This window comes from Bacillus sp. RC242 (assembly GCF_044908245.1).
Classification (GTDB): Bacteria; Bacillota; Bacilli; order Bacillales; family Bacillaceae_G; genus Bacillus_A; species Bacillus_A mycoides.
Genome location: NZ_JBIYCZ010000020.1, coordinates 1 through 25,741 on the forward strand (window position 1 = coordinate 1; position 25,741 = coordinate 25,741).

General features: G+C 37.4%; 26 protein-coding genes and 12 tRNA genes. 3 read left to right on the forward strand and 35 right to left on the reverse strand.

The features are described 5' to 3' along the window. Positions 1–98: 98 nt before the first annotated feature. The 13 genes from ABH957_RS26325 to ABH957_RS26385 all read right to left on the reverse strand — a co-directional run bounded on the left by ABH957_RS26325 (position 99) and on the right by ABH957_RS26385 (position 1,844). Positions 99–169, reverse strand: a tRNA-Gly gene (locus ABH957_RS26325). Between the two features lies 1 nt (position 170). Then, a tRNA-Pro gene (locus tag ABH957_RS26330) sits at positions 171–247 on the reverse strand. A 3-nt stretch (positions 248–250) separates the two neighbouring features. Then, positions 251–327: transfer RNA gene (locus tag ABH957_RS26335), tRNA-Arg, on the reverse strand. 96 nt (positions 328–423) lie between these two features. Continuing rightward, positions 424–506, reverse strand: a tRNA-Leu gene (locus ABH957_RS26340). A 16-nt stretch (positions 507–522) separates the two neighbouring features. Further along, a tRNA-Lys gene (locus ABH957_RS26345) sits at positions 523–595 on the reverse strand. A gap of 5 nt (positions 596–600) precedes the next feature. Beyond that, positions 601–675, reverse strand: a tRNA-Gln gene (locus ABH957_RS26350). An 87-nt stretch (positions 676–762) separates the two neighbouring features. Then, positions 763–838, reverse strand: a tRNA-Asp gene (locus ABH957_RS26355). 3 nt (positions 839–841) lie between these two features. After that, positions 842–918, reverse strand: a tRNA-Met gene (locus ABH957_RS26360). 24 nt (positions 919–942) lie between these two features. Then, positions 943–1,018 (reverse strand) — tRNA-Val (locus ABH957_RS26365). A gap of 4 nt (positions 1,019–1,022) precedes the next feature. Further along, positions 1,023–1,097 (reverse strand) — tRNA-Glu (locus ABH957_RS26370). Between the two features lie 8 nt (positions 1,098–1,105). Further along, positions 1,106–1,196 (reverse strand) — tRNA-Ser (locus ABH957_RS26375). Between the two features lie 3 nt (positions 1,197–1,199). Continuing rightward, a tRNA-Asn gene (locus ABH957_RS26380) sits at positions 1,200–1,274 on the reverse strand. A 114-nt stretch (positions 1,275–1,388) separates the two neighbouring features. Beyond that, on the reverse strand, positions 1,389–1,844 hold the full coding sequence (locus tag ABH957_RS26385) for a SprT family protein (RefSeq protein ID WP_404512537.1): 456 nt from the start codon (positions 1,842–1,844) through the stop codon (positions 1,389–1,391). A 210-nt stretch (positions 1,845–2,054) separates the two neighbouring features. Here ABH957_RS26385 and cmpA point away from each other — a divergent pair, with 210 nt between their 5' ends. Next, the gene (gene cmpA, locus ABH957_RS26390) at positions 2,055–2,171 is read left to right on the forward strand and encodes a cortex morphogenetic protein CmpA (protein ID WP_001143642.1); all 117 of its coding nucleotides are present in this window, start codon (positions 2,055–2,057) and stop codon (positions 2,169–2,171) included. A 57-nt stretch (positions 2,172–2,228) separates the two neighbouring features. On the opposite strand, the gene ABH957_RS26395 is transcribed toward cmpA, so the two are convergent. The 6 genes from ABH957_RS26395 to acpS all read right to left on the reverse strand — a co-directional run bounded on the left by ABH957_RS26395 (position 2,229) and on the right by acpS (position 8,173). Continuing rightward, positions 2,229–4,397: a Tex family protein gene (locus ABH957_RS26395; protein WP_002029442.1), complete on the reverse strand. Its 2,169-nt coding sequence runs from the start codon at positions 4,395–4,397 to the stop codon at positions 2,229–2,231. A 68-nt stretch (positions 4,398–4,465) separates the two neighbouring features. Then, a complete protein-coding gene (gene ndoA / locus ABH957_RS26400) occupies positions 4,466–4,816 on the reverse strand; it encodes a type II toxin-antitoxin system endoribonuclease NdoA (protein ID WP_000635965.1) in 351 nt (116 codons plus the stop codon). 4 nt (positions 4,817–4,820) lie between these two features. Further along, a complete protein-coding gene (locus tag ABH957_RS26405; protein ID WP_000004570.1) occupies positions 4,821–5,108 on the reverse strand; it encodes an antitoxin EndoAI in 288 nt (95 codons plus the stop codon). Between the two features lie 311 nt (positions 5,109–5,419). After that, a complete protein-coding gene (alr, locus tag ABH957_RS26410; protein WP_002009971.1) occupies positions 5,420–6,589 on the reverse strand; it encodes an alanine racemase in 1,170 nt (389 codons plus the stop codon). A 117-nt stretch (positions 6,590–6,706) separates the two neighbouring features. Next, a complete protein-coding gene (locus tag ABH957_RS26415) occupies positions 6,707–7,657 on the reverse strand; it encodes a LolA family protein (protein WP_002091373.1) in 951 nt (316 codons plus the stop codon). A 156-nt stretch (positions 7,658–7,813) separates the two neighbouring features. After that, positions 7,814–8,173 carry a holo-ACP synthase gene (gene acpS, locus ABH957_RS26420; RefSeq protein WP_002029438.1) on the reverse strand — a complete coding sequence of 120 codons (360 nt, stop codon included), beginning with the start codon at positions 8,171–8,173 and terminating at the stop codon, positions 7,814–7,816. Between the two features lie 92 nt (positions 8,174–8,265). Here acpS and ABH957_RS26425 point away from each other — a divergent pair, with 92 nt between their 5' ends. Then, positions 8,266–8,814 carry a rhomboid family intramembrane serine protease gene (locus ABH957_RS26425; RefSeq protein WP_404512539.1) on the forward strand — a complete coding sequence of 183 codons (549 nt, stop codon included), beginning with the start codon at positions 8,266–8,268 and terminating at the stop codon, positions 8,812–8,814. A gap of 171 nt (positions 8,815–8,985) precedes the next feature. Here ABH957_RS26425 and uvsE read toward each other — a convergent pair whose 3' ends face one another. The 14 genes from uvsE to ABH957_RS26495 all read right to left on the reverse strand — a co-directional run bounded on the left by uvsE (position 8,986) and on the right by ABH957_RS26495 (position 22,268). Continuing rightward, complete coding sequence (gene uvsE / locus ABH957_RS26430) at positions 8,986–9,948, reverse strand: UV DNA damage repair endonuclease UvsE (protein WP_404512541.1); 963 nt, start codon at positions 9,946–9,948, stop codon at positions 8,986–8,988. Between the two features lie 92 nt (positions 9,949–10,040). Further along, positions 10,041–11,657, reverse strand: coding sequence for a degradosome RNA helicase CshA (gene cshA / locus ABH957_RS26435; RefSeq protein WP_002063522.1), 1,617 nt, complete (start codon positions 11,655–11,657; stop codon positions 10,041–10,043). Between the two features lie 306 nt (positions 11,658–11,963). After that, positions 11,964–13,340 (reverse strand): UDP-N-acetylmuramoyl-tripeptide--D-alanyl-D-alanine ligase, encoded by a 1,377-nt coding sequence (gene murF / locus ABH957_RS26440; protein WP_404512543.1) that lies wholly within the window; start codon positions 13,338–13,340, stop codon positions 11,964–11,966. 60 nt (positions 13,341–13,400) lie between these two features. Further along, positions 13,401–14,489, reverse strand: a complete 1,089-nt coding sequence (locus ABH957_RS26445; protein ID WP_404512545.1) for a D-alanine--D-alanine ligase — start codon at positions 14,487–14,489, stop codon at positions 13,401–13,403. Between the two features lie 300 nt (positions 14,490–14,789). Then, positions 14,790–16,064 (reverse strand): MDR family MFS transporter, encoded by a 1,275-nt coding sequence (locus tag ABH957_RS26450; protein ID WP_404449859.1) that lies wholly within the window; start codon positions 16,062–16,064, stop codon positions 14,790–14,792. 107 nt (positions 16,065–16,171) lie between these two features. Beyond that, entirely contained in the window at positions 16,172–17,587 is a 1,416-nt protein-coding gene (bcaP, locus tag ABH957_RS26455; RefSeq protein WP_404512547.1) for a branched-chain amino acid transporter BcaP, read from the reverse strand. 258 nt (positions 17,588–17,845) lie between these two features. Continuing rightward, entirely contained in the window at positions 17,846–19,018 is a 1,173-nt protein-coding gene (locus ABH957_RS26460) for a homogentisate 1,2-dioxygenase (protein ID WP_113938346.1), read from the reverse strand. Beyond that, on the reverse strand, positions 18,984–19,940 hold the full coding sequence (locus ABH957_RS26465; protein WP_404512549.1) for a fumarylacetoacetate hydrolase family protein: 957 nt from the start codon (positions 19,938–19,940) through the stop codon (positions 18,984–18,986). Before ABH957_RS26465 ends, ABH957_RS26460 begins: the two co-directional genes overlap by 35 nt. Positions 19,941–20,006: 66 nt before the next feature. After that, positions 20,007–21,125 (reverse strand): 4-hydroxyphenylpyruvate dioxygenase, encoded by a 1,119-nt coding sequence (hppD, locus tag ABH957_RS26470; protein ID WP_000810917.1) that lies wholly within the window; start codon positions 21,123–21,125, stop codon positions 20,007–20,009. Between the two features lie 423 nt (positions 21,126–21,548). After that, positions 21,549–21,659 (reverse strand): DUF3948 family protein, encoded by a 111-nt coding sequence (locus ABH957_RS26475; protein ID WP_001083697.1) that lies wholly within the window; start codon positions 21,657–21,659, stop codon positions 21,549–21,551. 42 nt (positions 21,660–21,701) lie between these two features. After that, the gene (locus tag ABH957_RS26480) at positions 21,702–21,818 is read right to left on the reverse strand and encodes a DUF3948 family protein (RefSeq protein WP_002029425.1); all 117 of its coding nucleotides are present in this window, start codon (positions 21,816–21,818) and stop codon (positions 21,702–21,704) included. A 35-nt stretch (positions 21,819–21,853) separates the two neighbouring features. Further along, positions 21,854–21,970 carry a DUF3948 family protein gene (locus ABH957_RS26485; protein ID WP_000654250.1) on the reverse strand — a complete coding sequence of 39 codons (117 nt, stop codon included), beginning with the start codon at positions 21,968–21,970 and terminating at the stop codon, positions 21,854–21,856. Between the two features lie 35 nt (positions 21,971–22,005). Beyond that, positions 22,006–22,122: a DUF3948 family protein gene (locus ABH957_RS26490; protein ID WP_000654250.1), complete on the reverse strand. Its 117-nt coding sequence runs from the start codon at positions 22,120–22,122 to the stop codon at positions 22,006–22,008. 35 nt (positions 22,123–22,157) lie between these two features. Continuing rightward, complete coding sequence (locus ABH957_RS26495) at positions 22,158–22,268, reverse strand: DUF3948 family protein (RefSeq protein WP_001058532.1); 111 nt, start codon at positions 22,266–22,268, stop codon at positions 22,158–22,160. 473 nt (positions 22,269–22,741) lie between these two features. Here ABH957_RS26495 and ABH957_RS26500 point away from each other — a divergent pair, with 473 nt between their 5' ends. Then, entirely contained in the window at positions 22,742–23,614 is an 873-nt protein-coding gene (locus ABH957_RS26500; protein ID WP_071744529.1) for a Cof-type HAD-IIB family hydrolase, read from the forward strand. Between the two features lie 182 nt (positions 23,615–23,796). On the opposite strand, the gene ABH957_RS26505 is transcribed toward ABH957_RS26500, so the two are convergent. Together ABH957_RS26505 and ABH957_RS26510 are read right to left on the reverse strand one after the other, a co-directional pair. Beyond that, positions 23,797–24,762 (reverse strand): ABC transporter ATP-binding protein, encoded by a 966-nt coding sequence (locus ABH957_RS26505; RefSeq protein ID WP_404449380.1) that lies wholly within the window; start codon positions 24,760–24,762, stop codon positions 23,797–23,799. Then, complete coding sequence (locus ABH957_RS26510) at positions 24,759–25,739, reverse strand: ABC transporter ATP-binding protein (protein WP_404449378.1); 981 nt, start codon at positions 25,737–25,739, stop codon at positions 24,759–24,761. The genes ABH957_RS26505 and ABH957_RS26510 overlap by 4 nt, the downstream gene beginning before the upstream one ends. Positions 25,740–25,741 lie beyond the last annotated feature (2 nt).

Consider the following 25,741-nt stretch of genomic DNA (forward strand, 5'->3'; position numbering starts at 1 on the left):
CCAGGATCAAACTCTCCAATAAAGTTAGTTTGTCTAGCATCTAAAAATAAAAATTGACGTTCACGTTGTTTGTTTCGTTCAGTTTTCAAAGAACTAAAAGCGGGTGAAGAGAATCGAACTCTCGACCAGAGCTTGGAAGGCTCTTGTTTTACCACTAAACTACACCCGCGTGGTCGGGAAGACAGGATTTGAACCTGCGACCCCCTGGTCCCAAACCAGGTGCTCTACCAAGCTGAGCCACTTCCCGTTATGGCGCGCCCGAGAGGAGTCGAACCCCTAACCTCTTGATCCGTAGTCAAACGCTCTATCCAATTGAGCTACGGGCGCTTATTCATGATGTTTTTTCGTCGTTGTATTTTGGCGACTCAATTATCTTACCATACTACATTTTCAAATGCAAGTACTTTTTAAAAGATTTTTTGATGCGGCCGAGAGGACTTGAACCTCCACGGGGTTTCCCCCACTAGGCCCTCAACCTAGCGCGTCTGCCGTTCCGCCACGACCGCGCGGAAAAAACAAAAGTGAGCCATGAAGGATTCGAACCTTCGACCCTCTGATTAAAAGTCAGATGCTCTACCAACTGAGCTAATGGCTCGTAAATGGCTGGGCTAGCTGGATTCGAACCAGCGCATGACGGAGTCAAAGTCCGTTGCCTTACCGCTTGGCTATAGCCCATCGAAATAGTTATCTTCTTTTCAAAGACAAATGTTATTTTACCATAATGTCCAATAAAAAACAACTGCTATATAGCAGAAGTTAAAATGGCGGTCCCGACCGGGGTCGAACCGGCGATCTCCTGCGTGACAGGCAGGCATGTTAACCACTACACCACGGGACCATTTGGTTGCGGGGACAGGATTTGAACCTGCGACCTTCGGGTTATGAGCCCGACGAGCTACCGTACTGCTCCACCCCGCGATAATATTATTTATATAATTTATATGGTGGAGGATGACGGGATCGAACCGCCGACCCCCTGCTTGTAAGGCAGGTGCTCTCCCAGCTGAGCTAATCCTCCGAAGTGGTGACCCGTACGGGATTCGAACCCGTGTTACCGCCGTGAAAGGGCGGTGTCTTAACCACTTGACCAACGGGCCAATATGTATGGCAGAGAAGAAGGGATTCGAACCCTCGCACCGCGTTAGCGATCTACTCCCTTAGCAGGGGAGCCCCTTGAGCCACTTGGGTACTTCTCTGTATGGCTCCGCAGGTAGGACTCGAACCTACGACCGATCGGTTAACAGCCGATAGCTCTACCACTGAGCTACTGCGGAATAATGAAGACAATTTGTATCTTATAAAAATTCTCATCGTAAGTCAAGAAGTTTTTTCACAACATCTTGCGCAAACGTGACATGTTTATAATATACTGGATTGCGTTTTCACTGTCAAGATGTTTTCACTACCAGTTTTAGTTGTCCTTTACACTTTCCACATACATATCTTTGTGTATTTATTTGACGCCTTCTTACATATTGAAAAGAACACCCCATACATTCATACATAGAAACTCTCGTTTCCTCCTCACTAATCATTCGTTTACAAAAACGTGGTGCACCTACTTTCTTTAATAACTCACGAAAATCTCTATCTCGATGCTTATACCCTTTTCCTGTGATATGTAAGTGATAATGACAAAGTTCATGTTTAACAATCCCGACTAACTCTTCTTCTCCATATACTTCGTAATATCGATAATTCAATTCTATATTATGATTCTTCAATAGATAGCGCCCACCAGTTGTACGTAACCTACTATTAAACATCGCTTTATGTAAAAACGGCATTCCAAAGCACTGTAACGATACCTCTTCCACTAACCTCTGAATTTCTTGCTCATCCATTCTCATTCCTCCTAAACTAAAAAATATTTCCACACTTTTCTCCCTTCTTATACATATAGTAAATAGTACATATACCCATCCTCATTCAAGAAGCGTGATTTCTAAAAATGCAGCATTGCTAGAAATCCACTCACCAACCTCTCATCAAAGTTACTTTAACTAAAAGGAGCTACTTTTTTTGAGAGCAGGATTAAACAAGGAGGGATTCCTATGCCCACGTGGCTAAAGAAGCAAATGCAACGTGCATATTTTGAGAAAAACCGGTATCAAATCAAGTTACTAAATGAATGCTGGTTTTATTATAGTAAAATACATCAAAGCTCATAATCAATTAAACCTTCCAGTTCATAAAAAAAGAGCAGTTTCATCTGCTCTCTTTTCTTACTATTCAATCGGTAACATTGATAATGCAACACGACCTTTTTTCGTATCAATATCATCTACCCATACCTTTACAATTTGTCCCACGGATACAATATCTAATGGATGCTTTACAAATTGTTTGCTTAGTTTAGAAATATGTACTAAACCATCTTGCTTCACACCAATATCAACAAAGGCACCGAAATCAACAACATTGCGGATCGTTCCCTCTAATTCCATACCACGCTTTAAATCTTCTAATTTTAAAATCCCTTTTTTCAGAAGTGGCTTTGGCAACTCATCCCTCATATCTCGCTCCGGGCTAATTAAAGCATCCATAATATCAACTAATGTCGGCTCACCAATCTCCGTCTCTTGAGATAATTTAGAAATATCTACTCCTTCGAAACTCTTTTGCAAGTTTGGTTTCCCCACATCATTCTTTGATAACCCTAAGCTCTTCAATAGCAATTCAACATTTTTATATTGTTCTGGATGAATCCCTGTGCGATCTAGCGGATTCGCTCCTTCTAATATACGTAAAAACCCGATACATTGTTCATATGTTTTTGCACCTAAACGTGGGATTTTCTTTAATTCAGTACGCTTCGTGAATTTCCCATCTTCCTCACGCTTAGCTACAATATTTTTCGCAACTGTTTTTGATAATCCCGAAACATATTGCAACAATGCAACTGAAGCTGTATTTACATTAACACCAACTCGGTTAACTGCCGTCTCTACTACAAATGTTAATGATTCATTTAATCTCTTTTGAGATACATCATGTTGATATTGCCCCACTCCAACAGATTTAGGGTCAATTTTCACAAGCTCTGCAAGCGGATCTTGTAGACGTCTCCCAATTGAAACAGCACTTCTTTCTTCAACCTGTAAATTTGGAAACTCCTCGCGAGCTACATCAGATGCTGAGTACACACTAGCACCCGCTTCATTTACAATAATGTAAAATACATCTCGCTCTACATTTTGTAATACATCTACTATAAATTCTTCCGTTTCCCTCGAAGCTGTACCATTTCCAATCGCTATCATTTCAACTTCATATTTATCTATAATTGAAATGATTTTCGTTTTTGCATCCTCATATTTACGAGCAGGCGGATGCGGATAAATAACATCTATGTGAAGAACTTTCCCTGTATCATCTACTACAGCTAATTTACAACCGGTTCTATATGCTGGATCTACCGCTAACACAACTTTCCCTTTCATCGGAGGTTGTAATAATAAATTACGTAAATTCTCAGAGAAAATATGAATCGCTTGTTCTTCGGCCGTTTCCATTAATTCTTTACGAATTTCTCTTTCTATTGAAGGTTGAATTAATCGCTTATATCCATCTTCCATCGCTAATTGTACATAATGCGCACTTTTAGAAGCTTCATCAAGAATCATTTTTTTATGTAAAAACTGAAGAATTTCTTCAATTGGCGTGATAACAGAAACTCTTAATACGTCTTCTTTTTCACCACGATTCATAGCTAGTACACGATGCGGCACTACTTTTTGCAACGGTTCTTCATAGCCATAATACATTTCATATATATTCTTTTCATCTTTTTCTTTATCTTTTACAGATGAAGACATAATCCCTTTTCGGAAAGTAGTATTGCGAATCCAACTACGATATGCCGCATTATCCGAAACAAGTTCCGCAATAATATCCTGCGCACCTTGCAACGCATCTTCTGCAGACGCCACTTCCTTTTCTGCATTAACAAATTCCATAGCCTTCTCTGCTGGATTTTCTTTTTTATATAATAATAGCCACTCAGCTAACGGTTCTAATCCCTTTTCTTTAGCAATTGTAGCTTTCGTTCTTCTTTTTTCTTTATATGGACGATATAGGTCTTCTACTTCTTGAAGTTTTGTTGCAGCAACAATATGACGACGCAACTCTTCGGTTAGTTTACCCTTTTCACCAATAAGACGAAGAACCTCTTCTTTCCTATCTTCTAGTTGCATCATATATTGCCATCTTTCTAAGATTGCACGAATTTGCACCTCATCAAGAGACCCTGTCCATTCTTTTCGGTAACGAGCGATAAATGGAACTGTGTTACCTTCTTCTGTTAATTGAATAACATGACGAACTTGCTTTTCTGTAAAGCCTAATTCTTTCACTAACATTTTCATTAACCCTTGTCGATTATCTACCATTTCCATATCCAACCGTAACCTCCTCTATAATAAAAAAAAGTTGCCCTGTAAAGAGAGCAACTTAAACTGCCGATTTAAAAATCTATTAGTCCTAAACTAATTTGTAACGCTTCATCTACACGACTCATCATCACTTCATCCAAATGAGTGATTTTGTCCGTTAAGCGTTGCTTATCGATTGTTCGAATCTGCTCAAGTAAAATAACAGAATCCCTCTCAAAACCGTACTTTTTCGCATCAATTTCCACATGAGTGGGTAATTTCGCTTTTTGAATCTGTGCAGTAATAGCCGCTACAATCACAGTCGGACTAAAACGATTTCCGATGTCATTTTGAATGACAAGAACCGGACGAACGCCTCCTTGCTCAGAACCAACAACTGGGGAAAGGTCTGCAAAATACACGTCGCCGCGTTTTACAATCAAAATATTACCCCCCGCTAACTAAGCGTTCTACTGTATGAGCTGCTTCATACTCTGCTAAGAAAGCTTCAGATGCAATACCAAGATTAATTTTTCCCATTTCAATGTACCCACGTCGCATTGATTCATGTTGGTAGCGTTTCTTCGTCTTATGTTGACGCAATAACAGTTGTGTTGCCTGGCAAATTAGTTCATGGCGATTCTTATTCTCTTGTTTTCCAATTCCGTCCAATTCCGTTACCATTTGCTTTGGCAACCGAACCACGATTTCAGTAGTTACACTTGATTCGGACACAAAAATACACCTCCACCGTCAACTACACACCCAAATATATATATGACACCTATTGTAATAATACCATTGTATGGAGCCTGTTGCAAAGACTTCCTTATTCCTTGCTTATGTTTTCCAATTCATAAATAAAACATTCATCTTCTTTTACTTTTTATCCCTTTCAAACAAGAAATAAAGCAATCCTTCAGTAATATTCCATTGCAACTTATATTAATAACAAGTATAAAAAGAAGCTCCCCAGCGAAAAAGAGCCTATTCTTTATTAGTGAAACTCCTCCAAATGACGAGATGCTGAGTAATAATACCTCCTTCTATATATCGTTCAAATAATTGATTACTTCTACAACTTTACCGTGTCGTATAAATATTCTCGGTACACGGAAGCTTATCGTTGCAATAATTTCATAATTAATAGTCCCGGAATATTCAGCAACCTCGGTAGCACTAATATACTCATCACCTTGTCTCCCAATGAGTGTAACTTTCGTACCAAGTGGCACTTCACAAGGAAGATGTATCATGAATTGATCCATTGTCACTCGCCCTACAATCGGTACTCTTTCACCGTTTACAAGTACCTTAAACCCTTGCAATCTTCTAAGCCAGCCATCTGCATACCCAATCGCAACTGTCGCAATCCATTCTTCGGTTCTCGTTCGGTATGTGACATTATAACTAATCCCATCCCCTTTAATCACTTGCTTAATATGAGCAACTTTCGTATGAAGTGATAACGCCGGTTCCAATTTAAACGGTAAAAAAGGACGTATTTCTACAGATGGGGATAGTCCATACATCGCAATACCAATTCGCACTGCATTAAATGTAATCCCTTGAAATCTTAACGTTGCAGCACTATTGGCTGTATGGACAAATTTAGGGTTCACTCCAAATTCTTTCAACCAACTTAACTGCTGCAAGAACGTATTATATTGCTTATCAAAGTAAGAAGTCTCAACCTCATCGGATGTTGCAAAATGTGTATATACTCCTTCTAACTCTAAAAATGGCGCGCCTTCTAAACTCTTTAAGAACCCCTTTAATTCTTTGCGTTCGCGTATTCCAATTCTCCCCATACCACTATCAAAATTAATATGGAATTTCATTATTGATGAACCATCCCAGAGCTTTATCGCGTCTTCTACCCATTCTTTTTGAAAAACAGTTAATGCTACATCATTTTCAGCAGCAACATTTACATCACGAGGAGGGGAAGGACCTAATACTAAAATCGGTGCAGTAATACCAGCCCTCCGAAGCACTAAAGCTTCATCTAAAAAAGCAACTGCTAATCTTGTTGCCCCTGCTTCTAATGCGGTTTTAGCCACTGGTACATAATCGTGCCCATATGCATTCGCTTTAACTACAGCAAAAATTTCTACATCACTTGGAATGAACTCTTTAATATGCGTAACATTGTTATAGATCGCATCTAAATCCACTTCCACCCAAGTGTCACGGTAAAACGGCGCTTCTTCCATAAATACACTTCCTTATACACGATATGCGAAGCTTATTCTTTTATATGCTTCTTTTATGAAATCCACCTTCAAACTAAGAAAAGACGTGGTGCACATATATCACCACGTCTAAGAAGTTTACTTCACCTGCTTCGCTGTAACCGAACGAGCAACCATCAACAACTCATTCGGCTCTAAACCTTTAGACACGAGCATATATTCTACTCCGTTATGTGACCACGTTACAGAGTCTTTCGTCAATGCACCAATCGTGAAACCAAGATCAACCGGCTCTCCACTTACACTTACCGCCGATGAGGCCTCTGCAACTTTTGACTTTTCTTGTATTAAAGTAAAGGATTTCTTACTTCCAGTGTATGTGAGTATTGCACGCTTGCCACTGTCTGTCTTCAACTCTTCTTCCTCTTTCAAAGTCATACCTTGCGGTGTATCACGTGGATACAAAATAGCAAACGGTTTGTCTTCTTTCGCTGCCGTCTGAACATCCACTTGTGCTCTAGACATATTTTGTTTCGTATCAAATGCACCTTTATCAAACTTTGCATCAAATTTTACTTTAGTGAAATCTACTTTTACAAGGACATTTTGATCATTATCCATCAGTTTCACAGAAACTGGCGTTAGATCACTTTTATTCAGCTTAATCTCTTGTTTCGGCAACATATTTTGATGTTGATAATTTGTTTTTGTTTTAAACACATAATACTTATCTGTTTTCTCGAAAGAGAGATTTTTCTTATCTTGCAAAATATCTCTTACAAGTGATTCATATAAATAAGCCTGGCTACTATTTTGCGGCCAATCACTTTGAAAACGGAAACTCTTATTAAGTGCCGGTGTTAATACAAATACACCTTCATCATTCCTTAAAATAATTTGACTCTGATCCTTTTTCGCATTCTGCAAATTCACACGATAATACGAAGGTTCTTTATGCCAAATTTCTACATTGTACTCTTGAGGTTCATTTCCTGTTTTAATAGATAATTTCGCTTCAGCTTGATAACTCTTCATACTTTTAACTTTCGTTTCTAAATCTCTCACAACATCTTCTTGTTTCTTTTCCATACAACCCGCCAACACAAAAACGGTCAATAAACCGACAAGAACTAAAAACAGACGCCTTTTCATCACTTCAGCCCCTTTGCCCCTATAAATGAATGGAAGATATGCCTTCCTTATCGCTACCTCAAATATATGAGACAAAGATATAAAATATGCAGACTAGCGTGACGAGCTTTCCAAAACAACTTGAGCAACGGCAAATTCTTTACTATGACTAATTGATAAATGAACAATATGCTCTGTATTTGTAATGATAATCGGCTTACCTCTATCATCATTCCTTACTTCAATATCTAAAAAACTCACTTCTTTCCCGATACCGGTCCCTACCGCTTTAGAATACGCCTCTTTTGCTGCAAATCTTCCAGCTACAAATTCTGTAAGACGACTTCCTTTCAGCCCCTCGGCAACACCACGTTCTCTTTCAGTTAAAATACGTTCCATAAATTTAAGCTTTCCATCTAGCATTTTTTCAATTCGATTTAACTCAATAATATCGATTCCAATCCCTATAATCATTTCAAAATCCCCTTCTTCTATTTAGCTTTCTTCATTCATATTGTAAGAATAACAGAGAATCTTTCTGATGCAAAAGGAGTGATACTAACAACATGCTAATACCATCCACTCGCATTTCCTTACAACCGATTATCATTTCTTTACTTCTTATACAATTAGTCATGATTATATTGAGCGACTTTTCCCTCTTTCACCTGGCAGCCTACAATGAATATATCGCTAAAGGAGAATGGTGGCGTGTCATAACTTCCTTACTTGTACACGTAGACTTACAACATTTCCTTTCTAATAGTATTTGTTTATTTGTATTTGGTTCTTCTATCGAAAAACAACTAGGACACTTTTCTTTCATCATTATTTTTTTCCTTTCTGGCATTCTCGGGAATATTTCTTCTTATATTATTATGCCTCTTGAATATATTCACGCCGGAGCATCTGGTGGTATTTTCGGATTACTAGGCGCCCAATTATTTTTATTGTATAGTCGATATCATTCTTCAAAACCAAGAGACATCGCTATTTTTTCAATAATGATACTTATATTACTACTATTTGCTTTCTTTAATCCCTCTGCCAATCCTATAAGCCATTTAACCGGCTTAATAATCGGCGGCATGTGCACCCCTTTTTTAATAAAGTGAAACTTTAATCAGTGGGGATATTTTCCATCCCCCACTGATTATTAGCCCGCACCAATCGGGCTTTTACGGGCAGCCCGGCTCCCACCTAACTCCCTCGCATTCGCCGAATTTTGAGGCGGGAGTCTTACTGCCCGGCAAATAGCGGGACCAAAAAAAACGATGGCGCAGAGCTTATTTAATATAGAAGCTCGCACCATCGATAATTTCCACATCTGTTTGTTTACTTAACTCTCTCATTAGTTGAAATAAAGACTCGTCCTTTTTCTTCGCCTCAATCATACAATCAATTCGCGGAACACTCCCCTTTATCTTTTTCAAAAAAGATAAGAAAGTATCTACATCAATAAAATCTGCATGTGCTCTCGGGTTCTTTCCATCTCTAGGACTGGAGATGTGCATTTTAACTGGTAACAAAGACGATTCCCACGTATGTACAACACGCGCCCAATCTTCATGCCAATCTTCCTGGTCATTATTCATCATATGGTGGTGCAAATCAAACACCACTGGAATGTCTAATTTCTCACCTAAATACAATGTTTCTTCTAAAGAAAAGGTCGTGTCATCATTTTCTAATATAATCATCTCTTGAATACCTCTTGGAACAGTTGACCAATTTTCTATAAAGCGTTCTAATGCAAGCTCCTTATCTTTATAACCTCCTCCCACATGTAATACACATCGTTGCTTATGTTCAATTCCCATACCCTTTAACAATTTTTTGTGCATCTGCAATGTCTTTACAGATTGTTTGAAAATACTCTCCTCAGGTGAATTTAGTACAACAAAGTGATCTGGATGGAAGTCAATTCGCATATTCATACGAATTGCATATTCACCTAATTCTTTCAGATTTTCTTTTAACGGACGAATATAGTTCCAATCTAACAAATCCTCATGATTCGCTAAAGGAATAAGCTTGGAACTAAGTCGAAAGAAAGATATATCATGCCCTTTATTATGTTTTAATAACCGTAAGCAATTTTCCAAATTCGAATTAGCGATTCTTTCAAGTTTACGAATTGCAGCCTCTCGATCATCAATCCGCTGAAACTGTGCATATGTCATCGTTTGAGATGGAGAAGCATTCTTCAAATGTACACTCATCGCAACATACCCAAGTCTTACAAGCATATAGCACCTCATTTCTATACGAGTTACTATGTAGTATGCACAATTACAGAAATAAAAAAAGAGAATGCCAGCAAAGGGCATTCTCTTTTTTATTAAGCTTGTGGACGGCTATGATGTTTTCTTTCGCCGCGTCCATTTGAAGATCCAGGGCGACCTTCACCTTTACGACCACGGTTACCATCACGGCTACCAGCATCACGGCTACCGCCATCACGATTACGATCACGGTTACGACCATCGCCACTTCCGCTTCCACGTCCATCACGATTGCGATCACGGTTACGACCATCGCCACCGCCGCGTCCATCACGACTACGATTACGGTTACCATCACGGTATCCACTTCCGTTACCACCGCGTTTTTTAGAACCGCCACCGCCACCTCTTGAAACAACTGGTGGTTCTGATGTTAAAGCGATCGGAGTTGTATCCGGCTCTTTTGTCATCATTTTTAAAGCAGCAGCTACTACTGTTACAGAATCATTCTCTTCTAACATTTCTTCTGCAATACGCTTGTAGTATGATAAGTTATCATTTTCAATTGTGCTTTGAAGTTTTTCAGCGATTAAACGTTGTTGACCTTCTAACGCCTCGTCAAGTGTCGGTGCGTCCATACGATCAACCTTACGTTTTGTTGTACGCTCGATATTTTTTAATTGTCCTGATTCACGTGGTGTTACAAATAACATTGCAATACCTTTTTTACCAGCACGGCCAGTACGACCGATACGGTGAACGTATGATTCTGGATCTTGTGGGATATCGAAGTTGTATACATGTGTTACGCCTGAAATATCAAGACCACGTGCAGCAACGTCTGTTGCAACAAGAACTTCAATAGTACCTTCTTTAAATTTACGTAATACAGACATACGCTTCGCTTGTGTTAAGTCACCGTGAATACCTTCTGCTGCATAACCACGTAAGTTTAATGCTTCTGATAATTCATCAACACGACGCTTTGTACGACCGAATATGATTGCAAGCTCTGGAGATTGAATATCTAGTAAGCGTGTTAACACGTCAAACTTTTTCTTTTCTTGCACTTCTAAATAGAACTGCTGAATGTTTGGCATTGTTACTTCTTTTGCTTTTACTTTAATGTGTTGAGGCTCAGTCATGAAACGCTCAGCAATACGACGGATTGGATCTGGCATTGTCGCTGAGAATAATAATGTTTGATGTGTTTCTGGCACATCTGTTAAAATCGCTTCAATATCTTCAATGAAGCCCATGTTTAACATTTCATCCGCTTCGTCAAGAACAACAGTCTCTACGTTTTGTAAGCGAAGTGTTTTACGGTTGATATGATCTAAAATACGACCCGGCGTACCTACAATAATGTGTGGGTGTTTTTTTAGAGCACGAATTTGGCGGTTAATATCTTGACCACCATAAATTGGTAGAATACGAACACGTTTATGTTTACCAATTTTGTATAGCTCTTCTCCAACTTGAATTGCTAATTCACGCGTTGGCGCGATAACAATACCTTGAACTGCTTCTTTATTTGTATCCACTTTATCTAATAGTGGTAATCCGAATGCTGCTGTTTTCCCTGTACCTGTTTGCGCTTGCCCAATAATATCCTTACCTTGCAATGCATGTGGAATTGTTTCAGCTTGAATCGGCGTAGCCTCTTCAAAGCCCATACTTTCAACAGATTGTAGTAAAGACTCACTTAATCCTAGTTCTCGAAATGTTGTCAATGTTACTTCTCCTTTTCTATCCTATACTTATCATTTAAAAAAAGGCGTTTTCCGAACTTGCGGAAAAGCCATTTTCCTGAATACTTACGTATATAACCGGGCGTATATTCTTCACGAAAATACTTCTAAACGTTATTACACTTTATCAATTATAAGTTTTGTAGGTGTAAAAAGCAAACCCCAACTGTTACCTTATTTCATATTCAGAGCTTTTTTCTTTACTTTTATTTTTTTATCGTTTACTGTAAGCGCTTATTATAAGTTTCCACTATTTTCGTGGCTATCATCCCTATTTATATACACCAATTATTTCAACATCGTAATTACTTCTTCTAATTTCATGCCGCGAGATGCTTTTACTAATACAACATCTTTCGTACCGACTACTGCTTGCAACTCTTTTATTAACTCTTCTTTACTATCATACGCTTTTACACGGTCTTTAGGGAAATTAATTTTTGCACCTTCAGCAATTTGAGCCCCTAATTTACCATATGTGAATACATATGAAATTTTTGCTGGATCAATTAATTTACCTACTTCATAATGAAATTGCACTTCTTGATTTCCAAGTTCTAACATATCACCAAGCACAACAATTTTTTTAGCAAATCCATCTAAACCATTCATTAGGTGGAACGCAGCTTCCATAGCTGTTGGACTAGCATTATAAGCATCATTGATAATTGTTAAACCACTATCTGTTTTTACAATTTCCATACGCATACCTGTCATTTGAAGTGTTACTAAACCTTGTTTCATTTCTTCCCACGTTACACCAAAATATTTTGCAATTGCCATTGAAGCAAGCGTATTATATACATTATGCTTTCCTAGTACTGGCAAATAGAATGACAAAGTTTCATCCCTGTTCATCTTAAAGTGTGTCCCAGTAGCCTGCAATGTTACAGTAGTTGGATAGTAATCATTTGCTCTCGCATCACCAAATGTAACTGTTTCAGCTGCTAAATTCATTTCTGGAACACGATTCGTTAATAGCGGCTCATCTCCATTATATACGAACACGCCACCCTTTTGTAAACCTGTAACAATTTCTAACTTCGCTTCAGCAATCGCCTCACGAGAGCCTAAATCCATTAAGTGCGCCTCACCAATGTTCGTAATAATAGCTGCATTAGGACGAGCTAACTTAGATAGAAATTCAATTTCTCCTCGGCTTGACATGCCCATTTCTAATACAGCTACTTCTGTATTTTCCTCTAAATTTAAAATAGTAAGAGGTAAACCGATGTGGTTGTTGAAATTACCTTCTGTTTTTTGAACTTTAAATTTAGTCGCAAGAATACTTGTTACAATATCTTTCGTAGATGTTTTACCATTACTACCCGTTACACCAATAACTTTTACATCTAATTGATCACGATAGTTTTTCGCTAACATTTGCAATGCTGCTAGTGTATCTTCTACAAAAATAACCGGAAGATTTTCAGGTGGGTTTTCTACATCTTTCATCCATAATGTAGCAATCGCCCCATTTTCAACAGCTTTGTCTACAAAAGCATGTCCATCGAAACGTTCACCTTGAATTGGAACATATAAATTTCCATTTTCAATTTTCCTCGTATCAATAGACACTCCTTGTATAGTAATTCCCTCATACTGCTCTGCTAATCCAGTACCATTTATCATCTGCTCTACTTGTTTTAACGTTCGATTTATCATGAAAACACTCCTTACATAGAGGAAGCACTATTCCTTCGAATAGTGCTTCCTCCTTTTTTGTTAGATTGTATATTTAATTTTTTGTTTTTCTTCGTGACGCTCAATCGCTAAGCGAATTAGCTCTTCAATTAATTCCGGATACGGTAACCCTGTATGTTGCCATAATAGAGGGAACATACTAAACGGCGTGAATCCTGGCATTGTGTTTACTTCGTTAATATATACTTCTCCATCTTTCGTTAAGAAGAAATCAGCTCGTGTTAAGCCCGAACCATCTAATGATTGGAATGCGATAATTGCATCTCGCTTAATTACATTAGACTCTTCTTCTATCATTTCAGCTGGAATAATTAACGCTGTATCACCATCGATGTATTTCGATTTGTAATCATAAAAATCTTTTTTCGGTACAATTTCACCTACAACTGAACATTTCGGCTCATCATTACCTAATACACCAACTTCTACTTCACGACCTACAATATTTTCTTCTACAATAATTTTACGGTCAAATTGGAATGCCTCTTCGAATGCATTCTCAAGCTCTTCACGATCGTTACACTTATTAATACCAACACTTGAACCAAGGTTTGCTGGTTTTACGAAGCAAGGATATCCTAATACTTCTTCTACTTTTTCATACGCTGTTTCACGATCTTTTTCCCATGCGCTACGAATGAAAGATGCATATTTCGCTTGTTTCAATCCAGCTTCTGCAAAGATATTTTTCATAACAACTTTATCCATACCAGCAGATGATGCTAATACACCGTTACCTACATATGGAATGTTTAGTAATTCTAATAACCCTTGTACTGTTCCATCTTCGCCATTCGGTCCATGTAATAATGGGAAAATAACATCAATTGCATCTTCTTGTTTAGAAGTTGCCGTTGGGATAATTTCTGTACTTAATGATACAGGAGAAATTGTATTCTCTTCCCCACTCATTTGTAATGCCTCAACATTTGTTACTTCGCCTTCAATACGCTCTCCACGCATCCATTGGCCTTGTTCTGTAATATAAATTGGATGAATCTCGAATTTATCTTGATTTAATGCTTTAATAGCAGCAAGAGCCGTTTGTAACGAAACTTGATGCTCAGCTGATTTTCCACCGTATAATAAACCTAATTTAATTTTTGTCACTGAAATCACCCTAACCAATTGTTTTCATTTTTCTATTTTAGCACTTTTTATAAAAATAGGTAGTTCCTATTTGAAATAAAATGTAACTTCCACAAATAATTAAAAGACACCACTTATTGGTTTTCTACACTTTTTCTCTTTAATTTCTACACACCTAAACAAAATTAAACTTTAAAGCAAAATTGCTATCTAATCTAGTTATGCACCTAAAATATGTAGAAATCCACTTTGTGTGTATGTCATCTATATTACCCTACCATTTGTGGAGGGTGAAAAAACATTGATTAAAGTTTCATTTTATTAAGAAGACTGTTTTGTAGGCGTATCTTTTTGCCTCTGCTCAACAAGACGATCTAAAGAAACATATACAAAGCCTGCAACTACACACCCTATACTTAAAATTGTAAATAAGTAGTGACCAAGCAAACGATCCAATAAAAAACCACCAAGAAGTGGACCGAATGCACTTCCTGTAATCCACTGCAAACTCGCCGCCCCCATATAGGTTCCTCTCAAATGCTCAGGGGCCAAATTCGCTACAAACGTCATCTGTACAGGCGACATAATCATCTCGCCTAACGTATATATGGCATAAACAAACATTAACGTCATTAAAATAATTGTAGCATTTGTATCATATTCTCCAAACCACTTCGGTAACCATCCTATAAAAAACAAACCAATTCCGAACAAACACGCACCGTATAACATCGTCTTTCCAACAGGTTTATCTGTCGCCCATTTTGAAATTTGAAATTGAAATAAAACAACTAATAGACCATTTAATGCCATTAAATATGGGTATGGATTGTTGACTCCAAAAATATCCTTCATTTCGTTATCAAAGTGAAGCGGTAACATGCCTTCTGTTTGAGAAAACCCCATAGAAATAATGATCCCCGCTAACAAATAAATCATTAACGCCTTATCTCTCATTAAAATTTTCCAAACTGCTCCGGATTCCTTCTCTTTATTTTTTTCCGTCATATCCGTAATTTTTGGCATTGTTTCTTTAATAAGTACTAACACTAGTAGCGCATAAAACAACATAGCGGATGAAGCAATAATAAACACGAGGTTCTTTGATAAAACAACTACTGATGCTCCCATTATCGGTCCAATTGCAGCACCAATATTGTGTCCCATTCGCAATAAACCATATGCTTCTGTTCTTTTTTCTGGCGCCGTCACATCTGCAACCATCGCTGATGCTGCTGGATGAAATAAAGAATTACTTAACCCTAAAAAAATAGATAAAATAGCGTATGGAATAAATCCTTCGATAAATAAAAAACCGAGCATTAATAACGCATTACTCGCCATTGAAAATATCATAATTGGCTTTCTTCCATATATATCAGCTATTCTTCCGCCTATAAGCGAGCCAAAGCTTGCAGCAATTGGAGAAAGCGCCATAATAATCCCAACTTGTAATAAAGAATCTACCTTATCTTTTAAATATAGTGCAAAAAAAGGCATTAACATCATCATCGCAATTCCGTTCAAAGTCTCACCGATAAATCGAATCCATACGTTACGATCCATCTCTCTTAACTCACGCCATGTATTTTTCACATTTTCACCCCTTTAGTTCGCCAACAATTATCTTATAATACATTCAGAAAAATGTAAATTTTCAAAATAAAAATCCATCCTAACAGAATTAGAATGGATTTTTCCATTTATAAATTTGCTACATCTTCTTCTTTTTTACTATTATTTAAAACACTACGCTTTCTACTATAGGCGAAATAAACTACTATACCGATAACCATCCAAACACCAAAACTAATCCAAGCTGTCGCTGATAATTGAAGCATCAAATATAAGCAAAAGATAACTGTTAATGCTGGTAAAAATGGTACGAGCGGCGCCTTAAACGCCCTTGGTAAATCAGGATGAGTTCGTCTCATCACAATGACAGCAACAGCTACAAGTGCAAATGCTGACAAAGTTCCCATATTTACAAGATGTGCTAAAACATTTAAATCTATTAATCCTGAAATAAGTGCTGCAATAATACCTGTTGTCCATGTATTTAAAAATGGTGTTTTAAATTTCGGATGAACTTTAGCAAGACGCTTCGGTAACAATCCATCTCTGCTCATTGCATATGAAACACGAACTTGCCCATACATCATAACTAGCATTACAGTTGTAATTCCTGTAATTGCTCCTACTGATATCACTCCCGCCAAACTATCTTGTCCAATAAATTGAAGTGCGAAAGCAACTGGATCTGATATATTCAACTGACCGTATGGAACAATCCCTGTCAAAATAAGTGAAACAACAATGTAAAGAACCGTACAAACTAGTAACGATGCAATAATTCCAATCGGCAAATCGCGTTGTGGGCGCTTCACTTCTTCTGCGGCTGTTGATACAGCATCAAATCCAATGAATGCGAAGAAAACTGTAGCTGCTCCAGCCATTACACCATCTAACCCAAATGGCATAAAAGGTGTCCAATTTTCAGGTTTTACATAATTAAATCCGGCGAAGATAAAAATGAGAACAACTGCTAGTTTAATAAATACCATTATATTATTTACACGTGCACTTTCACGAACACCTCTAGATAAAAGAACCGTCATAACTAGAATAATTAGAACTGCAGGTAAATCAATTATTCCACCCTTTTCAGTACCAGGGGCCGAGGAGAGAATGGTCGGAATATGAATCCCAAATCCCTTTAATAACGATTGAAAATACGCTGACCATCCATTGGCTACAGCAGATGTGGCTAATAAATACTCGAGCATTAAATCCCATCCAATTAAGAAGGCAAATACTTCTCCCATCGTCGCATACGTGTACGTGTAAACACTCCCTGAGACAGGAACTGAAGAAGCAAATTCAGCGTAACAAAATGCAGCAAAGGCACAAGCTAATGCAGCTATAGCAAATGATAATATAATAGCTGGTCCAGAATGTTTCGCTGCTACAACGCCAGTAAGAACAAAAATACCAGTTCCAACAATTGCTCCGATTCCAAGCATTGTTAAATCAAGTGCCCCTAACGTTCTCGATAATGTCTTTTGTTTACTTTCTTGCAGTAACGTTGAAATTGGCTTCTTTTGAAAAATTTGCTTCATACTGTGCTCCTCCATGATTTTAGTTTTCTGAAAATTTAATTTACTTTTTTCATTTTACCCACGGCATGTTTTTTAGTCAATACTTTTGTCGAAATAAACAGAAAACTATCGAGATACATACTATACTCTTATCATCCTTTTGATAAAAAGATTCAGACAATCATATCTATATATATTTTCATAACTTTTTTTAGTATTATTATACATGTCGATTCCATAAAAGAGGCATGCTCCCGTAGTGAGCATGCCTCTTTTTACTTATTTCGCAGTATATGAACCCTCTTCAATCCAGCTATACATATATTTTTCATCTTCCGTCTCATGTGCTTGTTTTACAATACGAAGCGGACGGAATGTATCTATCATAACAGCCAGTTCAAGTGTCTCTTTCTTCCCTATACTCGCTTCTGTTTTCCCTGGATGTGGCCCATGCGGGATCCCGCTTGGATGAAGCGTAATTGAACCTTCTTCTACACCTTTTCGGCTCATAAAATTACCTTCTACATAGTACAGTACCTCATCACTATTCACATTACTATGATAATATGGTGCCGGAATAGATTCTGGATGATAATCGTATAAACGCGGTACGAAAGAGCAAATGACGAAATTATGCCCTTCGAATGTTTGATGTACTGGTGGTGGCTGATGAATACGACCTGTAATTGGTTCAAAATCCTCCACATTAAAGACCCACGGATATAAATACCCATCCCATCCAACAACATCTAACGGATGGTGCCCTAACACATGCTTGTGCATATAACCTCTCGACTTTGTCATTACGACAAACTCACCTTTTTCATCATATGTCTCCAATTTCTCCGGTCCACGCATATCTCTTTCACAAAACGGACTATGTTCTAACAATTGCCCATATTCATTGCGATAGCGACTTGGTGTTGTAATTTGGCTATTTGCCTCTACAACAAGAAACTTAGTCTCTCCCTCATCTGGAATAACACGATAAATCGTTCCAATTGGAATTGTTACATAATCACCTTTTCTATAGTGAATCGTTCCAAACATCGTTTCAATTTTTCCTGTTCCATAATGAACAAATAACATTTCATCGCCATCACCATTACGGTAAAAATAATCCATTTTTTCTGTTGGACTCACTACTCCAATTAATAAATCCTCATTCCCAAGCATAAAGTTTCTTCCGCTTACTGCATCACCAGTTTTTTTATTTTCTTTCGTACGGAAGTGGCGATGAGCAAGAGTAACATCCTCTTCATACTGTAACTGACAAGAATGCGATAATGCCGCATGCCCTACTTCTGTTGGCATATAATGATGATACAAAATAGACTGGGTACCAGAGAAACCTTTTGTCCCCATTACCTGCTCACGATAAAGCGATCCATCTTTTTTACGAAATTGTACATGTCGTTTATGAGGTAGCTCCCCCATGTGACGATAAAACATGCCCATCACCTGCTTCCATTTCTTTTTTGACCGTATTACGTAACGTACCTAAACCCGTAATCGACAGCTCTACAACATCTCCATCTTGCAGCCACTCTTCCGTACCAAGCTCCAAAATACAGCCCGTTCCCACTGTACCAGACCCGATAACATCCCCTGGATATAACGTAACATCTTCCGAAGCACGTTCAATCATTTCAGCAAATGTATAGTAAATATCTTGGAAGTTTCCCTTTGATAATATCTTTCCATTTACATGAGCAGTCATCTCTAAATCATAACGATCACCGTTACGATAAACGTCTAATTCCTCTTTCGTAACGAGATACGCTCCTAATGAAGTTGCAAAATCTTTTCCTTTCGCTGGACCGAGTCCCACTTTCATTTCTGTTGCTTGTAAGTCCCTTGCACTCCAGTCGTTCATAATGCAGTAACCAAAAATATATTCCTCTGCTCGTTCACGAGAAATGTTTCGTCCTTCTTTCCCAATTACGCAAGCAATCTCTAACTCATAATCAAGCTTTTTAGACTTCTTCGGACCAATAACAAAATCATCTGGTCCAATAACAGCACGGTGGTTCGTAAAATAAAAAACCGGGATATCATACCATTCAGGTACAACATCTAGCCCTCTTCGTCCGCGAGCTGTTTTTACATGCTGCTCAAATGCATAAAAATCTCGAATGCTACTCGGATTAGGAATTGCCGCTGCTAATTGAACTTCCTCTAAGGAATATATACCCTTTTCAGGATTCTTAATATTACGCAATACTTCTACATACTCATCTGCTTTCTCTAAAAAGCCGAACATAGAAGAAGGTAATTGTCCATCACTCGCAAGATTCATATCGATTACTTTGTCACCTTCAAGCCATCCAGCTCGCATTTCTTTCGATGGGAGACGAAATGTAACAAATTTCATCGTGATTCCTCCCTATGAAAATGAAATTTCCACCAACAAAGGAACTCTTGCTGGTGGATACAAATTTTATAAATTTCCGCGACGCTCTTGTTCTCTTTCAATTGATTCGAATAACGCTTTAAAGTTCCCTTCGCCAAATCCACGAGAACCTTTACGTTGGATGATTTCAATAAATAGAGTTGGACGATCTACAATTGGTTTCGTAAAGATTTGTAATAAATAACCTTCTTCGTCACGGTCTACTAGAATCTTCAATTCTTTTAATCTATCAATTTCTTCATCAATTTTCCCCACTCGTGCTGTTAACTCATCGTAATACGTATCTGGCGTATCTAAAAACTCCACGCCATTTGCACGAAGTACTTCAATTGTTTTTACAATATCACTTGTTAATAAAGCGAGATGCTGTACACCTGCTCCGTTATAGAACTCTAGATATTCTTGAATTTGTGATTTTCTTTTTCCATCCGCTGGTTCATTAATCGGAAACTTAATACGGCTTCCATTCGTCATAACTTTTGACATTAATGCCGAATACTCTGTACTAATATCATCATCGTCGAAATGGATCATTTGTTTAAAGCCCATAACATTCTCGTAATAACTAACCCACTCTTCCATTTTCTCAACGTTACCAACTACATGGTCTACAGCAATTAAACCAGACTCTTCAAATGGAATATTAAACTCAACCTTTTGGAATCCTGGCATAAATGTTCCTTTATAATTTTTACGCTCTACAAGCGTGTGAATTGTATCACCATACGTACCAATAACCGCTTTTTTCAATGTACCGTCCTCATCTGTTAACTCTTCAGGAGGAGCAATCGCAACAGCGCCACGTTTTACAGCTTCAGAGTATGCTTTATCAACATCATCAACAAGTAAAGCCACATCTTTCACTCCATCACCATGAGTCTTTACAAACTCTGCAATACGACTATCACTACTTAAAGCTCCAGACACAACAAAACGCATATTTTTTTGCACAAGAACATAAGATACCTTTTCACGGTTTCCTGTTTCTAATCCAGAATAAGCTACAATTTTGAATCCAAACGCTCTCGCAAGATAATAACTTGATTGCTTTGCATTCCCTACGTAAAATTCCAAATGATCTACATCACGTACCGGAAAAAAGTCCTCCATTTGTGCAGCTAGCGTATCCATAGATTTTTGTTTCATAATATCTTCATCCCCCTGTAAATAGATTAAATGGTCCATACTTAAAACCAACCGAAAACGCTTCCAATATCAATTAATAGAAATTAGTTAGCAAGCTAACAAATTCTGACCTTTAAAATTTTCTATCTTTTCTGTCAAATTCCTCTTTTTTTCTTACATATAAAATTCGACTTTTTTCTCTTTAAAATAAAGTGAAACTTTAATCGGTGGGGGTTTTGTTCATTCTCCACTGATTATTAGCCCGACTCCTACCTAACTCCTTTTTTGAGGTAGGAGTCTTACTGTCCGCAAATAGCGAGATAAGGGGATATTATTAATACTTGAGGGTTTATATGAGAGGAAAACAAAAAAGACTCCAACATATTAACTACTTACTAATACGTTAGAGTCTTTATTTTTTTTGAATGATTGTATTTATATTTTTCATACTAATATATTTGCAAGGAATAGAATAAATGATGTTAATATTACCGCTCCGCCTAATGATCCTAATAAATCTGTTTTTGTTACTTGTAACACTTGTTCACTGTTCATATTCCTCATTCTCCTTTCATTTTGTACAATTTAAAACTTTTATTATACTAATACACTTGATAGAAATACGATTAATGCTGTTAATACTACTGCTCCGCTTGCTGATCCTAAGAAATCACCTTTTGTTACTTGTAATACTTGCTCTTTCATATCTTTCATTCTCCCTTCATTTATCTTTTGTTACAAAACTTCTATTATACTAATACGCTTGATAGAAATACGATTAATGCTGTTAATACTACCGCTCCACTTGCTGATCCTACGAAGTCACCTTTTGTTACTTGTAATACTTGCTCTTTCATATCTTTCATTCTCCCTTCATTTATCTTTTGTTACAAAACTTCTATTATACTAATACGCTTGATAGAAATACGATTAATGCTGTTAATACTACCGCTCCACTTGCTGATCCTACGAAATCACCTTTTGTTACTTGTAATACTTGCTCTTTCATATCTTTCATTCTCCCTTCATTTATCTTTTGTTACAAAACTTCTATTATACTAATACGCTTGATAGAAATACGATTAATGCTGTTAATACTACTGCTCCACTTGCTGATCCTAAGAAGTCACCTTTTGTTACGTTTAATACTTGCTCGTTGTTCATATCATTCATTCTCCTTTTTTATAAGTTATCTATATGTAATTACTAAGAAATGATTAGTTCATAGTTTTCATGTTAACGTTACATTGAAATTAATTACGTAACGTTTGTAACACTAATGTAACATAACTATTATTACGTTGCAATATAATTACGTAAATTTTATTACACTTTTTTTACGTTTTTTTTAATAAACACTCAAAAACCTTGTTTTAATGCGTTTTCTACTACAATCACATTTGTAACACTAGTGTAACATTAAGGTCATAAAGCGAAATATAATATTATTCATCTCTATTTTGTTAAAAACCAAAGTGAAACTTTAATCAACGAGAGTTTCATTCCCTACTAATTATTCCCCTCACCAATCGCACTTTTACTAGAAATTAATGCGGGATAAAATACTATCTTTCCAAGATAAGTTTATATGTTTCCTCTATATAACTATGTATAATGGAAACAAAGAGGTGGTCATTTTGAAATTAATCGCACTAGATATGGATGGTACACTACTATCATCTAATCTTGAAATCTCCAAAGAGAACTTACAAGCTATCCAAACCGCAAAAGAGGCTGGTCATATTGTAATGATTTGTTCTGGCCGCGCGAAAGAGGATGCTTTGAAATTATTGGAAGAATATAAACTATCTCTTCCAGTTGGAGCAAGCAATGGGGCAATTGTTTATGTGGACGGAAAAGTAATTAACTCGCGTTGTTTACAAAATGATAAAGTATACAAGCTTGCAAAATTACTAGAATCTGAAGGTTTTCCATATAAGTTGTACACAAATAAAGGGGTTTATTCTCCTTATACATGGCAAGGTCAAGTTATGCAGGCATTCGAAGAAAATAAACATACACTAGATGTTACACTTGAGGAACTTGAAAGAATTACAGAAAAACAAAAGAAATCTAACTTAATTACTGATTTCCAAAAAATAGAAGATGTCGTAAATAATCCAGAATTAGAAATATCTAAATTCTTTATTTTGACATTTAATGCTGCTCATCGTTCGCAGCTATTGCAAACTTTACAAGAAGATACGGACATTTCAGTTACCGCATCAGCTCCTACTAATGTAGAAATTATGGATAAGCATGGTCATAAAGGGAACGGCCTACAAGAAATGGCAGCTTATTTCAATATACCAATTGAAGATACTGTTGCAATCGGTGACAACTTTAATGATGTGCCAATGCTACAAGTAGCTGGCTTATCAGTTGCAATGGGAAATGCCGAAGAAGATGTCAAAAAACTATGTGACGTTGTAACATTAACAAACAATGAACATGGTGTTGCTCATGCAATCGAGCAATTTGTATTGAAACAAACTTCATCTAGTAAATAAAGTTCAACTTTAATCAGAGGTGGGGTTCCTCTGATTATTAGTTGAACCAATCGGGCTTTTACGGGCAGTTAATCTCCCACCTAACTTCCCCGCATGTGTCGAATTTTCAGGTGGGAGTCTTACTGCCCGTTAATGCGGGGTAAAAAAAGGACTCTTTCACATTTTGAAAGAGTCCTTTTCTTTTACACATGATGACAAGCAACAAAATGATCTTCACCCAAATTACGGAATTCTGGTACATTCGTTTTACAAATATCTGTAGCAAAGGGGCAACGTGTATGAAAACGGCAACCTGATGGTGGATTTGCAGGACTTGGAATATCCCCTTCTAAAATAATCCGTTCTCGCTTAACTGTTGGATCCGGTATTGGCACTGCTGATAACAATGCTTTTGTATATGGATGAAGCGGATTCGCAAATAACTCATCACGTGGTGCTGTTTCGACAATAGTTCCTAAATACATAATTCCAATTTTCGTACATAAGTGCTCCACAACACTTAAATCATGTGAAATGAATAAATAGGATAATCCCTTTTTCTCCTGTAATTCACTAAACAAATTAATGATTTGCGCTTGAATAGATACATCTAATGCCGCAACAGGCTCATCAGCTACAATAAATTCTGGATCTAATACCATCGCCCTTGCAATAACGATACGCTGACGTTGCCCACCGGAAAACTCATGAGGGTACCGGTCAATGTGATACGGCGCTAAACCACATAACTCCAATACTTCTATCACCTTTGCACGGACATTTTCTTTCGTCGCTAGTCCGTGAGCCAACATTGGCTCACCAAGCGCTTCTCCAATTCTCATTCTTGGATTTAATGAGCTAAATGGATCTTGAAAGACGAGCTGCATATTAGGACGATGCTTTCTCAGCTCCTCATTTGATAAAGCATGAACATCTTGACCTTTAAATTTCACTTCACCTTCTGTTTTTTGAACGAGACGGAGAATTGTTTTTCCTATCGTCGTTTTCCCACTTCCAGACTCTCCTACAAGGCCAAACACTTCTCCTTTATCAATTGTAAAGCTTACCCCATCTACCGCTTTCACATGTCCAATCGTTCTACTAAATACGCCGCCCTTAATCGGAAAATACGTTTTTAAGTTCTTCACTTCTAATAATGGTTCACTCATTGCCCAGCACGCTCCTCATATAACCAACAAGCTACTTTATGATCCTCGTCATGCACATTAAGATTTGGCGCTTCATTTTTGCATATTTCCATGCAATGTTCACAGCGGCCACTAAAGTAGCAAAACTCATCTAAGCCAACTAAATTTGGAACTTGCCCTGGAATAGAATAAAGTTTCTCTGTTCGTTTCCCCATTACTGGTTTTGATTTCAGCAACCCTTGCGTATATGGATGTTTCGGATTTTGAAATATTTCTAGTACCGGTGCCTCTTCAATAACTTTTCCACCATACATAACAACAACGTAATCAGCCATTTCCGCTACAACACCTAGATCATGTGTAATTAATAAAATGGACGTTTTAAATTCCTCTTTTACTTGTCTTAGTAAGTCTAATATTTGCGCTTGAATCGTAACGTCTAGAGCTGTTGTCGGTTCATCTGCAATTAATAACTTTGGATTACAACTAAGTGCAATAGCAATCATAATACGTTGTAACATACCACCGCTTAATTCGTGCGGATAAGAATGGACAATTTCATCAGCACGAGCAATACCAACTTTACGAATTAATTCAATTGCTTTTTTGTATGCTTCGTTTTTGCTAAGTAGTTCATGCTCTCTTAACGTCTCAACAATTTGCTCTCCAACAGTAAAGACCGGATTAAGTGATGTCATCGGTTCCTGGAAAATCATCGCGATATCATTTCCTCTTAAACTACGAAGTTCTTTCTCTTTCATTCCTAAAAGACTTTTTCCTTCATAAAGAATGTCACCACCAACGATGCCGCCAGATTCAGCAATAAGTCCCATAATAGATAAAGCCGTTACACTTTTCCCGCAACCTGATTCGCCTACTACACAAACTGTTTCACCTTCTCGAACTGAAAAGCTAACATGATTGACAGCCTTTACTGTACCTTCTTCCGTCTGAAAGTGTGTTTGTAAATCCTTTAGCTCTACTACTGCTCTACTCATGC

Excerpts from the sequence above, each read along its gene's own strand:
- ABH957_RS26385 (WP_404512537.1), bottom strand. The coding sequence starts at position 1,844 with ATGGATGAGCAAGAAATTCAGAGGTTAGTGGAAGAGGTATCGTTACAG.
- cmpA (WP_001143642.1), top strand. The coding sequence starts at position 2,055 with ATGCCCACGTGGCTAAAGAAGCAAATGCAACGTGCATATTTTGAGAAA.
- ABH957_RS26395 (WP_002029442.1), bottom strand. The coding sequence starts at position 4,397 with ATGGAAATGGTAGATAATCGACAAGGGTTAATGAAAATGTTAGTGAAA.
- alr (WP_002009971.1), bottom strand. The coding sequence starts at position 6,589 with ATGGAAGAAGCGCCGTTTTACCGTGACACTTGGGTGGAAGTGGATTTA.
- ABH957_RS26415 (WP_002091373.1), bottom strand. The coding sequence starts at position 7,657 with ATGGAAAAGAAACAAGAAGATGTTGTGAGAGATTTAGAAACGAAAGTT.
- acpS (WP_002029438.1), bottom strand. The coding sequence starts at position 8,173 with ATGATTATAGGGATTGGAATCGATATTATTGAGTTAAATCGAATTGAA.
- ABH957_RS26425 (WP_404512539.1), top strand. The coding sequence starts at position 8,266 with ATGCTAATACCATCCACTCGCATTTCCTTACAACCGATTATCATTTCT.
- uvsE (WP_404512541.1), bottom strand. The coding sequence starts at position 9,948 with ATGCTTGTAAGACTTGGGTATGTTGCGATGAGTGTACATTTGAAGAAT.
- murF (WP_404512543.1), bottom strand. The coding sequence starts at position 13,340 with ATGATAAATCGAACGTTAAAACAAGTAGAGCAGATGATAAATGGTACT.
- bcaP (WP_404512547.1), bottom strand. The coding sequence starts at position 17,587 with ATGAAGCAAATTTTTCAAAAGAAGCCAATTTCAACGTTACTGCAAGAA.
- ABH957_RS26460 (WP_113938346.1), bottom strand. The coding sequence starts at position 19,018 with ATGTTTTATCGTCACATGGGGGAGCTACCTCATAAACGACATGTACAA.
- ABH957_RS26465 (WP_404512549.1), bottom strand. The coding sequence starts at position 19,940 with ATGAAATTTGTTACATTTCGTCTCCCATCGAAAGAAATGCGAGCTGGA.
- hppD (WP_000810917.1), bottom strand. The coding sequence starts at position 21,125 with ATGAAACAAAAATCTATGGATACGCTAGCTGCACAAATGGAGGACTTT.
- ABH957_RS26475 (WP_001083697.1), bottom strand. The coding sequence starts at position 21,659 with ATGAACAGTGAACAAGTGTTACAAGTAACAAAAACAGATTTATTAGGA.
- ABH957_RS26480 (WP_002029425.1), bottom strand. The coding sequence starts at position 21,818 with ATGAAAGATATGAAAGAGCAAGTATTACAAGTAACAAAAGGTGATTTC.
- ABH957_RS26485 (WP_000654250.1), bottom strand. The coding sequence starts at position 21,970 with ATGAAAGATATGAAAGAGCAAGTATTACAAGTAACAAAAGGTGACTTC.
- ABH957_RS26490 (WP_000654250.1), bottom strand. The coding sequence starts at position 22,122 with ATGAAAGATATGAAAGAGCAAGTATTACAAGTAACAAAAGGTGATTTC.
- ABH957_RS26495 (WP_001058532.1), bottom strand. The coding sequence starts at position 22,268 with ATGAACAACGAGCAAGTATTAAACGTAACAAAAGGTGACTTCTTAGGA.
- ABH957_RS26505 (WP_404449380.1), bottom strand. The coding sequence starts at position 24,762 with ATGAGTGAACCATTATTAGAAGTGAAGAACTTAAAAACGTATTTTCCG.
- ABH957_RS26510 (WP_404449378.1), bottom strand. The coding sequence starts at position 25,739 with ATGAGTAGAGCAGTAGTAGAGCTAAAGGATTTACAAACACACTTTCAG.